This is a genomic window from Blastopirellula sp. J2-11 (genome assembly GCF_024584705.1).
In the GTDB taxonomy this organism is placed as follows: domain Bacteria; phylum Planctomycetota; class Planctomycetia; order Pirellulales; family Pirellulaceae; genus Blastopirellula.
Genome location: NZ_CP097384.1, coordinates 2,737,293 through 2,753,209, shown reverse-complemented (window position 1 = coordinate 2,753,209; position 15,917 = coordinate 2,737,293). Strand labels below are relative to the sequence as shown.

12 protein-coding genes are annotated in these 15,917 nt (G+C 57.1%); 11 read left to right on the top strand and 1 reads right to left on the bottom strand.

Features of this window, described 5'->3' with window-relative positions:
* Nucleotides 1–4 precede the first annotated feature (4 nt).
* Genes M4951_RS11195 through M4951_RS11160 form a run of 8 tightly spaced genes read left to right on the top strand, consistent with a single transcriptional unit; the run spans nt 5 to nt 6,629 of the window.
* Entirely contained in the window at nt 5–238 is a 234-nt protein-coding gene (locus tag M4951_RS11195) for a hypothetical protein (RefSeq protein WP_262026570.1), read from the top strand.
* Nucleotide 239: 1 nt separating this feature from the next.
* A complete protein-coding gene (locus M4951_RS11190) occupies nt 240–827 on the top strand; it encodes a Tfp pilus assembly protein FimT/FimU (protein WP_262026569.1) in 588 nt (195 codons plus the stop codon).
* A 59-nt stretch (nt 828–886) separates the two neighbouring features.
* Nucleotides 887–1,933 carry a type IV pilus assembly protein PilM gene (pilM, locus tag M4951_RS11185; RefSeq protein WP_262026568.1) on the top strand — a complete coding sequence of 349 codons (1,047 nt, stop codon included), beginning with the start codon at nt 887–889 and terminating at the stop codon, nt 1,931–1,933.
* A 21-nt stretch (nt 1,934–1,954) separates the two neighbouring features.
* The gene (locus tag M4951_RS11180; protein ID WP_262026567.1) at nt 1,955–2,659 is read left to right on the top strand and encodes a hypothetical protein; all 705 of its coding nucleotides are present in this window, start codon (nt 1,955–1,957) and stop codon (nt 2,657–2,659) included.
* A gap of 12 nt (nt 2,660–2,671) precedes the next feature.
* A complete protein-coding gene (gene pilO / locus M4951_RS11175; RefSeq protein WP_262026566.1) occupies nt 2,672–3,238 on the top strand; it encodes a type 4a pilus biogenesis protein PilO in 567 nt (188 codons plus the stop codon).
* A 59-nt stretch (nt 3,239–3,297) separates the two neighbouring features.
* Entirely contained in the window at nt 3,298–3,936 is a 639-nt protein-coding gene (locus M4951_RS11170) for a hypothetical protein (protein ID WP_262026565.1), read from the top strand.
* 36 nt (nt 3,937–3,972) lie between these two features.
* Entirely contained in the window at nt 3,973–6,129 is a 2,157-nt protein-coding gene (locus M4951_RS11165; protein ID WP_262026564.1) for a type II secretion system protein GspD, read from the top strand.
* A complete protein-coding gene (locus M4951_RS11160; protein WP_262026563.1) occupies nt 6,126–6,629 on the top strand; it encodes a hypothetical protein in 504 nt (167 codons plus the stop codon). The genes M4951_RS11165 and M4951_RS11160 overlap by 4 nt, the downstream gene beginning before the upstream one ends.
* A gap of 341 nt (nt 6,630–6,970) precedes the next feature.
* Here M4951_RS11160 and M4951_RS11155 read toward each other — a convergent pair whose 3' ends face one another.
* Nucleotides 6,971–7,948, bottom strand: coding sequence for a DUF6666 family protein (locus tag M4951_RS11155; protein WP_262026562.1), 978 nt, complete (start codon nt 7,946–7,948; stop codon nt 6,971–6,973).
* 497 nt (nt 7,949–8,445) lie between these two features.
* Here M4951_RS11155 and M4951_RS11150 point away from each other — a divergent pair, with 497 nt between their 5' ends.
* From M4951_RS11150 to M4951_RS11140, 3 genes are all read left to right on the top strand, one after another.
* Nucleotides 8,446–11,355, top strand: a complete 2,910-nt coding sequence (locus tag M4951_RS11150) for a protein kinase domain-containing protein (protein ID WP_262026561.1) — start codon at nt 8,446–8,448, stop codon at nt 11,353–11,355.
* A gap of 83 nt (nt 11,356–11,438) precedes the next feature.
* On the top strand, nt 11,439–12,569 hold the full coding sequence (locus M4951_RS11145; RefSeq protein ID WP_262026560.1) for an EAL domain-containing protein: 1,131 nt from the start codon (nt 11,439–11,441) through the stop codon (nt 12,567–12,569).
* A gap of 341 nt (nt 12,570–12,910) precedes the next feature.
* Entirely contained in the window at nt 12,911–15,697 is a 2,787-nt protein-coding gene (locus M4951_RS11140) for a c-type cytochrome domain-containing protein (RefSeq protein WP_262026559.1), read from the top strand.
* The last annotated feature ends 220 nt before the right edge of the window (nt 15,698–15,917 follow it).

Below are 15,917 nucleotides of genomic sequence, written 5' to 3'. Positions count from 1 at the left end.
TGCGATGAACAATGAAAAACGGTGGTTTGTTCTGCTTGGACTGAACGCTTTGGTGATCGTGTCCATGATCTCGTGGCAATCGTGGGCTGCGCCGCCGGCCGCGAACTTGCCGTTCGCCAATGCTGTGACGCAACGCGAGCAGATGATCCAATTTCTCAAAGAATCCAACCAGTTGCTGAAAGAACAGAATACGTTGCTCCGCAGCGGAAAACTGAAAGTGGAAATCGTGGAGAAATAGATTGACGCGTGGACTGGCTCAAAATCACGGCGGCTTTACGCTGATCGAACTATTGTTGGTGGTGGCGCTGATCAGCGTCATCACGGCGATCGTATTGCCGCAGCTTGCGCCGACCTTTGATCAACAGCTGGAAAGCTGCGGCGAGATTCTCGTCTCTGACTTGGACTATGCGCGAAGCCTGGCGATCGCCAACGGTTCGACCTATCGCGTCACTTTTGACACGGTCGCGAACGCCTATACGCTGACGCACGTCGGCTCGAACGTGACGCTCGACAAGTTGCCTCACTCGCCGTTCCACAATACCGACGCGAATCCCGCTCAACAGGTGACCTCGCTTTCGGATCTGCCGCATGTCGGCGTAAGCGTTACGATCGTTGGAGCCGTCATCACCGGTAACAGCGACACCCTCACAACCTTCGTTGAATTTGGACCACTGGGAGAAACTACCGCGACGCAGCCCACAATCATTTGGCTGCGCGCCGGGAGTGGCGTAGATTCCAAATACGCGGCCGTGCGGATTCATCCGATTACAGGCATCGCCGCCTATGAAGAACCTACCCAAGTCACTCCGAGTATTCCCGCCTCTTAGCGGCTGTCGACAAGCGGCCGATGGAAGCGGAATTCTCGAATTCGCCTTCGTTAGCAAGCATGATTCGTCTTCCCTTCAACTCGACCGGTCCTATCGGCGTCGACATCGGCTCTCGTTCGATCAAGATGGTGCAATTCACCGCCGATCGACAACAGCTGTTCGAATACGCCAACTACGATCTTCCTGGCGGCGGCGCCGAGAACGTACCAGCCGGCGAAAATCTGCAAGCCGCCCTGCAGCACTGCATGGAAGGAAGACGCTTTCGAGGCAAAGACGCCGTCGTCTGCGTCGGCCGTCGCGATCTGTTTTTGCAGAACATTCGTATTCCCAAAAACGAAACCAAGCCGCTTGAACTGCTCGTGCAACAAGAAGCGGCCGGGCGAATTCCGTACAACGTAACCGACGCCGAAATTCGCCATTTCGCTACGTGCGACGTACGCCAGGGAGATGTCGTCGCCCAAGAAGTAGTGGTGATGGCCTGCCACCGGCCCACGCTTGAACTACGCCTGGAAGCGATTGAAGCTTCCGGCTTGAGACCGTTGGCGGTCGATGTCGAACCAGCGGCGATCCTGCGCAGCTATTGCAATCAATATCGCAGAGAATCGGATGTTACCGATCGCGTCTTGTACGTTCATATCGGCAACACCACCACGGTGGTCGTTATCGCGGAAGGCGAAAAAATCTTGTTCATCAAGTATCTCGACCTGGGCGGACGCCAATTTGACGAAGCAGTGGAGAAGCGGCTCGACATGTCGTCGCAACAAGCGGCTGACTTACGCAAACACAACGGCGATCGTCGGCGCACTCAACAAGACCCGGAAATCGCCCGCAGCCTGGCCGAAGCGACGCGCCCGATTGTGGAAAAGCTGCTCGCCGAAATGTCGATGTGCATTCGCTATCACAGCGTGACGTTCCGCGGCAAACCCTTGGTCCGCCTGGTATTGTCCGGGGGAGAAGCGAACGATCAATTGTCCGACGTTCTGGCCAAACGTCTCTCGCTAGACGCTGAACTGGGCGATCCGCTCCGCGTTTATGACGAAACGCAACAAATCACCCGCCGCGGCATCTGGGATGTCGCCGCCGGGCTGGCTTTGCGGGAAACGTAAACGCGTTTCCAGGAAACAATCATGCAAGACATCGACTTTTTACCGAAAAAATTTCGCGACCGGCGCAAACGTCGTCGAGCCAGTCTCTATCGCTGGATCGGCGCCGCGTCGATCGGCGCATTACTTGCTGTCGCCGCGCTGTTGCAGTTGGGCGTACAACATCAATTACAGGTTCAGCGCGATGCGCTAGAGCCTGCACATCATGCGGTCGTCGCCAAACGGGATCAACTCGCCAAGCTGCAATTCGATCTGACCGAACATCGAAACGAAGCGCAACTTTATGCGACGCTCAAGAGCCATTGGCCGGCGACGCAATTGCTGGCCTGCGTGACAGCGCCGACTCCCGATACCTTGTCGTTTCGCGAGTTGAAACTCTACCAAGAGATCGCGTCGGTCGCTCGACGCCGTGAAGAAGAAGACGAAGAGGCCGCCAAGCAAAAATCGGCGACGCTACGCGATTTTGAGTTCTTTCGATCAGAACGCCAAAAACGAACCGCCAAAATCGATGTCGATGGCGCCGTGATGGACGTTTCTCAGTTGTACGAATACCTGGTGAAGCTCAACGATCATCCCCTCGTCCAACGAGCGATGATCGAATCGGTGGAACCGGTCGCCCAAGGGGACGACTCTGGCCGATCCGATTTTGAACTCCAAGTCGTATTGACTCCTCCGCTGGGAACCCGTCCGGCGCCCGCAGCGTCAACCGCTTTGCGTCAAGAGCGATAAGGAAACCAGCTCATGGCCGAATCCGTTTTCAAAACGCAAAAAAGTAAAACTGTCAAATGGCAGTATGTTGTCGTCGTAGCGGCCATCGCCGTCGCCTACGCTGCGTTCGTCTACTTACCGCGGCAACGACACATCTCGGCGCTGCGCGATGAGATTAGCTTAATGAAATCGACAATCGAATCGGAAGAGGCGATTGAAACGCAATTGACTGCTGTTCAACAAGAATTCGATCAGGTCGAAACGTTTCTCGCCTCCTGGCGCGCCGTTTCGGAAAAAGATATCGACGCCGGCCGCGTCTATCATTTGTTGACGTCGCAAGCACGCGACGCTGGCGCCGAAAAGTTGAGCCTGGTCCCGATGCCCGAGCAACGTCACGCCAGCTTGATCTCCCAACCCGTTCAGATTGGCTGCCAAGCCCGGTTTGCCGAAATTCACGCCATGCTGAAACGATTTGAGCAGCTCCCCTACGTCCTTTGGGTGAGAAGCATCGAGCTGTCTCCGCTATCACCAGGCGATGATGTTTTGAAATGCGAGCTAACCTTGGAGTTTTTTGTCGATTTTGACGGTAAATCCGGTTAGCTCAACGCTATCAGCGTCCGATACATAAGGAGACGGAGCGGAAACGCTCTGCAGAGACAATGAAATCGCAATCCTTGATCCCACGGATCAAAAAAGAGATTCAGAAGAGTCCGCAGAAGGCTGCAGTGCTAGCCGGGCTATTTTTGATCGCGATTTGGTTTTGGACTCCATTGGTCATCAAATGGATGCCGGCAATGAAGTCGAAGGCGGCCTCCAGCGCCGTCGCAATCGTTCAGCCGTTGATCGCCACGCCGGAAGCGGCGGCGCCGACCACGACAGACGACATGAATTGGCGAACCTGGGCGAAACGCATGAAGGAGAATCCTCGGATGCAGTCGGCCGACCTTCCGAAAGATTCCCTGGATCCGTTTCGCAAGCAGCAAGCCGCCGTTTCCGAGTCTCCGGCCGATACGGTCGCCGCGCCGGTTGCGGTGGTCGCTACCAAGCCGGAGGATTTGTTTGTTCGTTCGGTAATCGTGGGTAGCAAGCGAGCGATCGCGCGAATCAATCAAGCGAACTACGAAGTGGGAGATGTCGTGCACTCGAATCAAGGAGCCGATTTCGTCGTCAGCTCGATCGAAGCGGCAGGCGTCATACTCGCTCGCAACGGAGAGAAATTCGATTTGCCGCTCAAAACTTACGATGCGGTCGAATCGAACCATACGCTAGTGATGCGGCAGGGAACGCTGGAGCCGTAACACGGCAAGTCAATTTACTTACGACATGGAAGTCGCATGCAATTCTTACTCCGAACAACGGTCTTCGTACTGTGCGCCGTCACTGGTGTCGCTGCTGCGATCGGATTGGTTCACTATTCGGACGATCTGCTCGACAGCCCCATGTTCGCCGCTCCGCAAGTTGCGGCGACTCTTGAGCCCAAGCCGTCCGCAGCGCCAACAGTGACCGCGCCGACTGCGGCGATTGCTCCCTACGTGCCGGCGGTGACGCAACAGGTTGATATCGACAGTCTGAAAAAGAGCATCGAAGCGGTCAACGATCGACAAAGCGAAAGCTTCCAATTCTTCACCAAGGCGCTTGACTCGATCCGGGACGTCGCAGAAACCGGCATCAACGCACAAAAAGAGAATCCGCCGGTTAATCCGGCCGTCCCCCCCATGAACGGCGTGATTCAGGCTCCTCCACCGGTCGCCGACAGGACGCCAGCCGACATACGGCCGGCCGAGAACGAGCTGCCCGAGCCGCAACCGTTGCAGACCGGACCGCGAATCGTTCGCGGCGAAGGAGACGATGGCCTGACCATCGTGATTCAAGACACCGACATTCGCGAAGTCCTGGAGATGTTGAGCGAGCAGGGAAATCTCAACATCCTGCCGACCAATAGCGTTCGCGGCACGGTTTCGGCTTCGCTTACTAAAGTGGATGTGCAAACCGCACTGAACGCCATCTTACGGTCGACCGGCTATATCACCTTGGAAGAAAACAATTTCATCTACGTTGGTACGCCGGCCGAACTGCACGCGATGAACAATATGGCCGATCGAGTGCAAACGCGGATCTATCGGCCAAACTACGTTCGCGCCGTCGACCTGCAAACGCTGTTGACTCCGTTGCTTACCGCCGAAGTCGGCGTCATTAGCGTATCGTCCGCCTCCCAGGTCGGCATCTCCGCCGATAGCAACGCCGCTGGTGGTGACGATTTCGCGGGAACCGAAGCGGTGATCGTTCGCGACTACGAGCACAAGCTCAACGAAATCGACGAAGCGGTTCGCGAACTCGACCGGCGTCCATTGCAAGTCGCAATTGAAGCGACGATTCTGTCTGTCAAACTGGACGACAGCTTAGACGTTGGGGTTAATTTTGAGACGCTGCTCGACAAAAATAAAGTCCGCTTGGTTTCGGGCTTTCCTCTGTCAGCGCTTGACCAGATCAAACTAACCGACGGGGGGCTGAAGTTCGGCTTCCTCGATTCGAGCTTAGGCGTATTTATTGACGCTTTGGAGTCGTTCGGCGACACCAGCGTCATCGCTTCGCCGCAATTGCTGGTGCTCAACAAACAACGCGCCGAGATTTTGATCGGCGAACAGAAAGGCTATATCAGCACGACGGTCACCGAAACGGCGTCGACGCAATCGGTGGAGTTTTTAGAGATCGGCACTCAGCTTCGCCTGCGTCCGTTTATCACCGACGACGGAATGGTTCGCCTGGAAGTCCATCCCGAAATTTCGGATGGCGACGTCAAAGTGGAAGGCGAATTTACGCTGCCCAACAAGATCGTGACGCAAGTGACCACCAACGTCATTTGTCCTGACGGCCGCACGATCATCATCGGCGGCTTGATCAAAAGCGATCTTCGCAAAAAAGGCTCGCAAATCCCCTACTTGGGAAGCATCCCGATCTTGGGGCCTGCATTTCGCCAGAAGCAAGAGACGACGGTGCGTGACGAGTTAATTGTGCTGCTCACTCCGCGAATTGTCGACCCTGCTCACATCCCCAGCGACGGCGAAGAACTGCGAGGAGTCTTCGAACAACAGCATGAAAACATGGCGGACAAAATGTCGCCGCTCGGCAAACGCTATCTGGGCCGCAAATACTATCGTCTGGCGACATCCGCTTGGGCGACCGGCGACGCTTACTCGGCGCTTCGCTATTGCAACCTCTCGATCCATTTTGACAACGGCAACCTGGAAGCGGCCGAACTGCGTAACGTGGTGACGCAACAATCGGGACTGGGCGATCGATCAGTGGTCACTCATTTGCGTGAAGGCTGGGTTCCTCCCAGTCCGCCTCGCCCGGTGCAGATCTCGCCCTGGCACATCGAACAAATCCAAACGCCGCCGGTCGCCGCGCCGCAGGAGTACGCTCCGGCGCCGGTCGTCAGACCAGAAGACTTTTCTCCCGCTCCTTATCCGCTCCCTGAGATGAACCCATGATCCGCACGCTTTGCATCATCGCTTTCACCTTGTCCAGCGGCGTCGGTTGTTCAAACTTGCCGAGTTGGAGCGAACCAATTTTGCACCCCGGCCGGGATATCGAAGCGCGCAAAGCGGAACTTGCCGATACGCTTTCCCAGCGTCAAGCCGATACCCAACTAAAAGCCGCTCAAGCTCGCTTCGCCGCCGGTGAAACCGCCAAGTGCCGCACTCTGGTGGAAGAATCGCTGGCGCTGCGTCCTGATTCGATTCCGGCCCTGCGTCTCGCGGCCGAAGTCGCGTTGGCCGAAGATCGCGGAGCCGACGCCATCGGCTACTATCGCCGCTTGGCCGAAGTTCAGCCAGGCGACGCCCAGACGCACCATCTGTTGGGCGTTGCGTTAGAAATCGAAGGTCAAGTGATCGAAGCCAATCAGCACTTCGAACGCGCCGCTCAATTGGCGCCAGGCAATACCGTCTATCAAATGAGCCAATTGCCGACGACTCCGCCGCTGCGCTAGAGTCGTCAGGAAGCCAACGACAAAGTGCAGCCCCCATTTCTTCTTAGTCCGAAGCGCAAGTTTTGAGGTTGCGTTATTTGGCATGGTTGGCCGCGATAGCTCCGCTATCGGGGCCGACGAAGTCGGTAGGAGGCATCGAGCCGCGCTCGGACCTGATAGCGGTGGTTGCCGCGCCGTTTGAAATGGCGAAATGGCCTCGAACTGCTTACCGGGAACCAATGCCTCTTACGGCTGCGCCGCCCCGATAGCGGAGCTATCGCGGCCAACCGGAAAATTGCGAAACTTCAAAATGCGTAAGCGAGGGCTACGAAGAAATGGGAGCGCTGTTAAAACGACGCTGCCTATCGTGACAGATCCGTGACAAACGTCGGACTGCTGGCGACCGGCAACAGCGGCGAGAAGGTTTTTCGTCGCCATCCCAGTGCGCCGCCTCCAGGGTAAAACGCGAAGCCGAGATAAGCGTCGACCGATCCGGTATCGGCTGGCGTGACAAAGTTCGCTTCGCCGAAGATCGCCCAATGATCGCTCAGCGGGCACTGCAAGTCAGCGCCAAAGACGACGACGGAATTGGTTCCTTGCGTGTTCATCAGCGCGGCGTTCTCTTGCCCATGCGAATCGGCGGCGCCGAGCCACATCGTGGTCTGACTGCCGTATCGCCATAGGTGACGCCAGAAGAAGCTCCCCTGCGCCAAGGGACGCAAATGAACCGCGTTGCCCGCCCAGTTGGCGTCGGAACCGGACATCGGCAAACTGCCCATAACGCCGATTTCGTCGCGATTGGTAAGGTCATAGCCGACCCGCCCGCGCCATTGGCTGAGCGTTTCGGTATCGTAGTCTTGCTGATAAAGAACATCCCAAGCGATCGCCCAGTTCCAACCGCTATCGGCTCGCTGAAACAGTCCGATCGTCGTAAAGCTTTGCGTGCGACTCGACGACCCTTCTAACGCATGCGTCACGGCGACGGCATGATCGGTCTGCGTGATCGCGGTTCCGATCTGCAGTCCGATGCTACGATCAAACGACAACGGCACGCCCCAGTTAACGTGGGCCCGTCCGCCAAAATGTGCGTTCACGCCAAAGTCTTGCGGTTGCTTCGAACCATCCAGTCCCAAAAACAGCTCAAGACTATCAGTCCAGTTCCAACAACAGGCTTGGGGGGGATTCAGCGGATAGGTGGGCGCCTCAGAGAAGCAGGCGTGACGCTCCATCTCATCCATCGAGATCGTCGAATCGTGCTCTGTCATCCAAGAGTCGGCGACGCCGATAGTTGGCAGACAGACCAAACAAGCAAGCGACCAGCCAAACGTCCAACGCAACATATTCAATCTATCCCGTCCGTGGGCACTGAGGGGTGCGATTTCCGACGCATCATGCGACCGCGCACTACCCAGGTTATCGTCGGATATTTTGCAAGCGCATTAAAAGTGTTCCTAAACGCCCTCTGACAACTGTGACAAGCGTCACCATCGATACCAGCAGCGCTATTTCTGCATCACGCAAACTTCAAGTCGAGCAGCAACTGGACGTCGCGGGGATTCGCGATCGCTGCAAGTTTCACCCCATCAACCATTTCAGGCAGAGTCACGCTCGGATTTGGAGCGGCGAACGACGCTTGCGAGAACCGTTTCGCCCCGCTTCGCGGTCGTTTGTAGTCGCAACTTCCTGACAAAACGAGACGCTGGCGCCGCCAGAGGAGGGGTGCGGTTATCAGCAGCCATTTAGAATCGGGGGAAAAGTGTCCTACGTTTTAAGTGATTGACTCCTGTTTTCTCGATCAGTTTGCCGCCCCTAGACAAACGAGACGCCGAATCGCGCCATGACCGAAGACCCTCTCGACAAGACTGGTGTAATCCCTGACGACGAATTCGTCGGTGATCCTTCCTGGTCGGAAGGCATGCAGGAAATATGCGCTCGTCTTGCGCAAACCGAAGTTGATCACGCCGCAGATTCACGCAGCAGCTATAGCCCAGTGCGGGCGATTCCCTTTCTCGGAAAACGCTACCAGCCGATTCGTTTACTGGGCCAAGGGGGCATGGGAGCGGTCTATCTCACTGCTGATACCGAGACCGGCGGCTTGGTCGCCGCCAAAGTTCTGCCCCCTGAGTCTTTGCCCAACGAAGAAACAATTCAGCGATTTCAAAAAGAATCGCGACTCCTGGCCGAAGTGCAGCATCCTCACGTCGCCAACTTGCTGGATGTCGGTCGCTGCGGCGAAGTTTCGTATCTGATCATGGAGTTGGTCGAAGGAACCGACCTGAAGGCGGTCGTGCAGAAAAAGGGAGCATTGCCCGAGCGACTCGCGCTGCAGATCATCAGCGATGTCGCGGCCGCTTTGGCTGCGGCTCATGACGCCGGCATCGTCCACCGCGACCTGAAACCCGGCAATATCCTCCTTTCGGCTCCACCTCAAACAGGAGCGTCGCCGACAGAATCGGTCTTTGCCGCAATTGACGCCGAATTGCTTCCTAACGTGAAGCTAACCGACTTTGGTTTGGCTCGTCATGTCGATCAGGCCGCTTCGCTGGATCTGACCAAAACCAGCGCCATGTTGGGAACTCCCTACTATATCTCTCCTGAACAATGCACCGACAAAGCGAAGGTGACTCCGGCGTCCGACGTTTACTCGCTCGGTGCAACGTTGTTCGAGTTACTGACAGGTCGACCTCCCTTCACCGGAGACGATCCGGTCCGACTGATCACAAGGCATTGCTTCGAGCAAGCGCCTGATCCGCGCAAGCTCAATCCGCTGATTAGTGATGGAGCCGCCGCTTTGGTGCTGAGAGCGCTGCAAAAGGCGCCGGCTGCTCGGTTTGCCGATGCCGGACACATGCGCGCCGACTTGGATCGACTCGTTCGCGGTGAAGCGAACAACATCGCGCTGCATCCGGTCGTTCCCGAGGCGAAAGGCAAAGTCTTCGCAGCGGAGTGGGAGTGGGATTTCGACGGACAGCCGGCCGACTTGTGGCCGCTCGTCTCCAACACCGAACGCATTAACGCCGCGGTCGGATTGCCGCCGGTTGAATACGTCAACCATCGCGACGAGCAAGGCGTGTTGCATCGCATCGGTTCGTTTCGACTCGGTTTCACGCATCTTCAATGGGAAGAGCATCCGTTTGAATGGGTCGAAGGGCGACGCTTGGGCGTGTTGCGCGAGTTCAAAAATGGCCCGTTCCAATGGTTTGTGAGCGTCGTAGAAGTAACCCCTAGACCGACCGGCGGAAGTCGCCTGACGCATAGCGTACGCATTGCTCCTCGCGGCTGGCTCGGTCGCATGATCGCATATATCGAAGTCCATCTCAAAGGTCGCAAGCCGCTCGATCGCGTTTATCGCCGGATCAACGAGATGGTGACCGGTCGTTTGCGCGGTTCGGCGGCGACAGATCCCTACGAGTCCGCGCCCAAAATTTCGCGTACTTTGCACAAGAAGCTCGATACGGTGCGTGCTCGCCTGGCGGAGGACATGAGCGATACGACCAGTCTCGATCACTTGCTGGAGTTTCTCGCCGAAAGTCCCGCGCAGGAACTCGCTCGAATTCGTCCCCGCGCGTTGGCGACTCGCTTCCAGGCGAATCCCGATTCGTTTACCATCGCTTGCCTGGCCGCGTGCCATGCAGGCTTGCTGGAAATGCATTGGGACGTGATTTGTCCCACTTGTCGCGTCGCGGCGGAAGTGAAGCAAACGTTGAGCGAGATTGACCGTCACGCACGATGCGAAGCCTGCAATCATGATTTCGAAACCGACTTTTCCAGTTCGGTCGAGATGATCTTCCGCGTTCATCCTGAAATCCGCCAGGCCGATATCCGCACTTACTGCATCGGCGGGCCCGAACACGCGCCGCATGTCGTCGCTCAAACGCGTTTAAATCCCGGCGAAGCGCTCGAGCTAGACCTGACGCTTGATCCCGGCTCGTACATCCTCCGCGGAACGCAACTTCCTTACACGATCAGCATCTCGGCGGAAACGGCCTTCGGCGTGAATCATCCACGGGTTCGTCTAAATACCGACTTACCCAATCGCCGCCCAATTTGCGTTCGCGCTGGCCGCCAACTGCTGACGCTGGTCAACGATTATCCGCACGCGTTGGTGATTCGTCTCGAACGCGCAGCGGCCGCCAGCGATGCGGTCACCGCCGCAGATGCGATGCGATTGCCTGAATTTCGAAAGCTCTTCCCAGCCGAAGTCATCACGCGTGATCGACTCTCCAATCTGGCGACCAGTACGCTGCTTGGTTTGCGAATCACCAATGTCCTCGACTTGTTTGCGTCGCTTGGCGATATCGCGACGTGCGATCGCGTTCACGACACGTTCCAGTCGTGCCTTCGTATTCTCCAATCACATGGCGGCAAGCTGGTCAAAGAATCGGACGATCGGATCTTGGTCGCATTCTCCACCGCCAACTCAGCACTGACCGCGGCTTTGGAAATCCGACAAGACATCCCAACCGCCGCCGACGCCGAAGCGCCGCAACTGCAAATGGCGCTGCATCGCGGCATGACGATGTCGACCAGCTTCAACGGTCGCTCAGACGTGTTCGGCCGCTCCGTCACCTTCGCCAATCATTTGCTCGACGCCAACGATTCGCATGAGTTGGTGATTTCGCAAGAGCTGTTCGACGACGAAGATTGCCAAAATCTTTGTACCGAGAACGGCTTTGAACTGCGTCCCATTTCTGACAACCAAACGACAATCGCCTACGCGCTTGGCGGTTTCGTAACCAAGTCATAATTCGATTTTACTTTGCGGCTTACCCCGAAAATCTGCCCTCAACTACCTTGATAACTATTGGCTCACGAATGAATCACTCTGGATTGAATTCATCGTCTGACACGCATGGCGACGAATTCGCCGCTTCGCCGCAGTGGTTGCTGGAAGGCTGTTTGCCCGATCATGAATCGATTTCGCGAACTCCGCTCAAGACATTCCCTTTTTGCGCCGGTCGCAATTCGGCTTGCGAACTGCAGGTCGCCTCGCCGAATGTTTCGAAGCGGCATGCCACGTTGCAACTGGTCGACGACAAGCTAATCGTTGAGGACTTGGGAAGCACCAACGGCACTTTTGTCAATGGACGCTCGATCTCTCAACCAACTTTCGTCAATCACGGCGATTTGATTCAACTCGCCGATGTTGAATTCCGTTTGCTCTTGTCCAGTGAGATCGTCCCCGAGGTCGAATGCACGAACATCAACTACCAGCCCGAACAGAGCTGGACGATTTCACGCATGCACGAAGTGCTGAACGAAGGCCGCATGACGATCTTTTTTCAGCCGATCGTTACCAGCGTCTCTCGCGAGGTTTTTGGATATGAAGCGCTCGTGCGAACCGACGTGCCGGGACTCGAATCTCCGATTGCCCTGTTTGACGCGGCTTCGCGACTAGGACTGGAAATTCGCCTTAGTCAGGCCTGTCGAACCGAAGCGATCAAAACGTTGGAAGCCTCCGGCGTGCCGGGCGCTCTCTTTCTCAACACGCATTGCCACGAACGTCTCGGACCGGAACTGATCGAATCGATGCGCGAGATTCGCCAACAAGCCGGCGATCGCACGCTGGTTTTAGAGATCCACGAAGAAGCGGTTACCGACGTCGATTCACTACGAGATTTTGCCGTCGCATTGCGGCGCCTCGATATTAAGCTTGCGTTTGACGATTTTGGCGTGGGGCAATCACGTTTGTTAGAGCTGTCGCAGGTTTCGCCAGACTATCTAAAATTTGACCGTTCCCTCGTGAAAGATCTTCGCCAAGGCGCCGCTCAGACAGGACTGGTCGCCAATCTGCATAGAACGGCGATTGAACTGGGCATCACCACATTGGCCGAAGGCCTAGAGACGCCGGAATCGATTGCGGCGTGTGATGAGATCGGCTTTACCCACTACCAAGGTTTCGCCTTCGGCCGCCCGCAACCGATCGCCAACTTTCTCTCGCATTCGCTTGAAGAGGGTTAATCGAGACGAAACTTCGCGGCGATCGAGGGAGCGAACAGCCGGATGCCAATGTGCCCTCGGTAGAGTTGCAACGCATGATCGGTCGGCGCACAATATCGACCAAATCTGGTGCAAGAGTGCGGTCTGATCGAAGTTGTCGAGAAAAGGATTTCGTTGGAGCATCCACATCGATATGTTAGAATCTCGATAGCGCCGTTTGTAGATTATCTGCGGCTCTCGCTCGCCTACCCACCTTCTGACAACTTGCCTCCCAGACCCTCCCTCCCTTGTTGGACTCGTGTTAATTTTCGGCCGGTTGTCCATCGCCGGTCGTACGTGGTCCATCCTGCCAGGATCCAACTATGCGACTTCTCGCACTCCCGATTGTTGCGGCGCTGGCCTATGGTTCGATCGCATTCGGCGAGCCCATTCCGGTTGCCGAGCTCAAGCGCACAACGCCGGTTCAGTTTGAGCAAGAGATCCTGCCGATCTTTCGACAAAGCTGTCTCGCTTGTCATAGCGACAGCGAACGGAATGGAGGTCTGGTGCTGGAAACCCCGCAGGCAATGCTCGCAGGGGGAGACTCCGGTCCTGCGATCGTCGCCGGCAAAGGCGCCGAAAGTCTGTTGCTTCAACTGGCGGCCCACCAAGAAGAGTCGTTCATGCCGCCCCCAGACAACGACGTCAACGCGCCGACATTAAAGTCGCAAGAGTTAGGTCTGATCCGTCTTTGGATCGACCAAGGCGCACGCGGCGGTGAAACAGTAACACCGGCGGCGCCTTGGAAATGGGAGCAGCTGGCAGGTAGTCTCGGTCCGGCTTATGCCGTCGCGTTAAGCCCCGATGGTCGGCAGATCGCTGTCACGCGGGCCAATCAGCTCTACGTCTACGATGCGGCGTCTGGCCAACTGCTCGCCCAACTTCAAGATTCCACCCTCGATCCGCCGACGGCGCATCGCGATTTAAGCAAGACGCTGACCTGGAGCAGCGATGGAACGTTGCTCGCTTCCGGCGGCTACCGAGAAGTCAAACTTTGGCAAAAACCGCACGAGGCCCGCTTGACGACCTTGCCGACCGGCAGCGCCTCGACTGCACTTGCAGTAAGTCCCGATCGAAAATTGCTGGCCATCGCCGGCGCGGACCATACGATCCAGCTTTGGAACGCCGCTACCGCCGAGCCGGGCCAGAAACTGACCGGACACGCCGAGCGAATTTCCACACTCCGCTTCACCGCGGACGGCCAACGACTCGTGTCGGCGTCGCTGGACGGAACGATCCAGATCTGGCGATGCCAAGATGGAGCCGCGGCCGGAGTGTTGCAGTCGCCGACTCCCGTCCATGCGATGGAACTGGTCGCAACCGCCCAACCGACCCAAGAACAGGCCAACCCTCCTCAATTACTGGTCACCGGGGGCGCCGACAAGCTGCTCCGTACCTGGAAGCTGCCCGAGACGCCGTCGTCAGAGTCGGCGTCTGGCGACGAACCTGCGCAGGCGATTAGTGAGTTCGCTGCGCACGACCATACGATCACCGCACTGGTCGCGGCGCCCGATCAACCGATGCAGCTATTTTCGGCAAGTCTGGACGGAAAGATTCGCCGCTGGAATCTAACGTCGATGAAGCAAATCGGACAATGGGACCACGGCGGTCCCGTGTTGGATATCGATGTCCGCGCTGATGGGAAGCGGATCGCGTCGGTCAGTGAAAACAAGACCGCGAAATTATGGGACGCCAGCGGCAAGCAGATCGCCGAGTTGAAAGGGGACCTGCTGAAACAACGCGAAGCGGCCCGGTTGCAACACGATCTGAACGCGGCCAGTCAGCGCGTGACTCTCTTAAAACAAAGAGTCGCCGCGGCGGAGCAAGATCTGACGACTCGCACCGAAGCGCAGAAAACGACGGACGAAGATCTCCAAGCTGCGAACGATGAAGTCGCCAAGAAGAAGATGGCGTTCGATCAAGCGAAGCCGGACGAACCAACCGACAAGGAAGCGGCGCCGGACAAAGCGGCGCCGACCGACACCGCAGAGAAAGTCGACCATCAGCAAGCGTTACTTGACGCCGAAATGGCCCAGAAACTCGCGCAGCAAAAACAAACCGCGGCGATCACGGCCACCCAACAAACCCAAGACCTTCTCGCCGCAGCGAAACAATCGGTCAGCGAAGCCGAGGCGAACGTCCAACAAATGCAAGCGCGTTTCGACGCCGCCAAGCAACAGTCCACAGAGTCAGAACGCCCGCTTCGTTCGGTCCGTTTCTCTCCGGATGGTCAAACGATCGCGACGGCTGGTGATTTTCCCAGCGTACAACGGTGGAACGCAGAGACCGGCGCCCCGTTGGAAGCGTTCACAGAACAAACGGCGGCGCTTTACCCGCTCGCATTTTTGGATGACAAGCGTCTGGTCTCCGCTGCTGGCGATCAGGAGGCGGTTCTTTGGAACCTCAATCCCCCATGGCGACTGCTGCGGACGATCGGATCGGCGGAGCAGGCCGATTTCATCTCGCATCGCGTCACTTCGCTCGACTTCAATTCCGACGCTTCTCTGCTATTGGTCGGCAGCGGCGCTCCGTCACGCAGCGGCGAGATTGGGCTGTTCCGCGTCGCCGACGGCAGCCAGCTTCATCATCTGCCGAAGGCCCATGCCGATGTGGTCTACGCGGCCAAATTTTCTCCCGATGGGACGCAGTTTCTCTCGGCAGCCGCCGATAAGTACCTCCGCATTTGGGACGTGAAGACCGAAAAAATGCTACGGCAATTTGAGGGACACACCGACTACGCGCTGGGAGTCGCCTGGAAAGGGGACGCTCAGACGATCGCTTCCGCGTCGGCGGATCAGACGCTCAAAGTCTGGAATGTGGAATCGACCGATCAACAGCGCACGATCACCGGCTTCGGCAAAGACATCACCGCGCTCAAGTATGTGGGCGAAACCGACCAGCTGATTTCCAGTTGCGGCGACGGAACGGTTCGGCTGCAGACAGGCGCCAACGGCAAGACCGTTCGCAACTTCGCCGCCGGCATCTGGTTGCACTGCGTTGATGTGACGGCCGATGGCCAGTTGGTCGTCGCCTGCAGCGACGATGGACGCTTGTTCGTCTGGGACGGCGGCAATGGTAAGCAACTGCATGCGATTAGCGTCGGGCAATAGTGGATCTGCTGTAGACGGACCGCAACGCCAGATTTGCCATTTGAAGCGGCGCTATTGGAAATCGCAGACGCCTATTTCTCTTCGTAGCCCGACGTGCGAGTTTTGAAGTTGCGCTATTTGCAATTCGCGAACGATCGAACACGAATAAAGGACGTTAATACGGCCAGAATCAACCGCAAATCGTCACACTAGCCCGCCAGCGCCAGCGAGGGAATAGAGT

Excerpts from the sequence above, each read along its gene's own strand:
- M4951_RS11195 (WP_262026570.1), top strand. The coding sequence starts at position 5 with ATGAACAATGAAAAACGGTGGTTTGTTCTGCTTGGACTGAACGCTTTG.
- pilM (WP_262026568.1), top strand. The coding sequence starts at position 887 with ATGATTCGTCTTCCCTTCAACTCGACCGGTCCTATCGGCGTCGACATC.
- M4951_RS11180 (WP_262026567.1), top strand. The coding sequence starts at position 1,955 with ATGCAAGACATCGACTTTTTACCGAAAAAATTTCGCGACCGGCGCAAA.
- pilO (WP_262026566.1), top strand. The coding sequence starts at position 2,672 with ATGGCCGAATCCGTTTTCAAAACGCAAAAAAGTAAAACTGTCAAATGG.
- M4951_RS11170 (WP_262026565.1), top strand. The coding sequence starts at position 3,298 with ATGAAATCGCAATCCTTGATCCCACGGATCAAAAAAGAGATTCAGAAG.
- M4951_RS11165 (WP_262026564.1), top strand. The coding sequence starts at position 3,973 with ATGCAATTCTTACTCCGAACAACGGTCTTCGTACTGTGCGCCGTCACT.
- M4951_RS11160 (WP_262026563.1), top strand. The coding sequence starts at position 6,126 with ATGATCCGCACGCTTTGCATCATCGCTTTCACCTTGTCCAGCGGCGTC.
- M4951_RS11155 (WP_262026562.1), bottom strand. The coding sequence starts at position 7,948 with ATGTTGCGTTGGACGTTTGGCTGGTCGCTTGCTTGTTTGGTCTGTCTG.
- M4951_RS11150 (WP_262026561.1), top strand. The coding sequence starts at position 8,446 with ATGACCGAAGACCCTCTCGACAAGACTGGTGTAATCCCTGACGACGAA.
- M4951_RS11140 (WP_262026559.1), top strand. The coding sequence starts at position 12,911 with ATGCGACTTCTCGCACTCCCGATTGTTGCGGCGCTGGCCTATGGTTCG.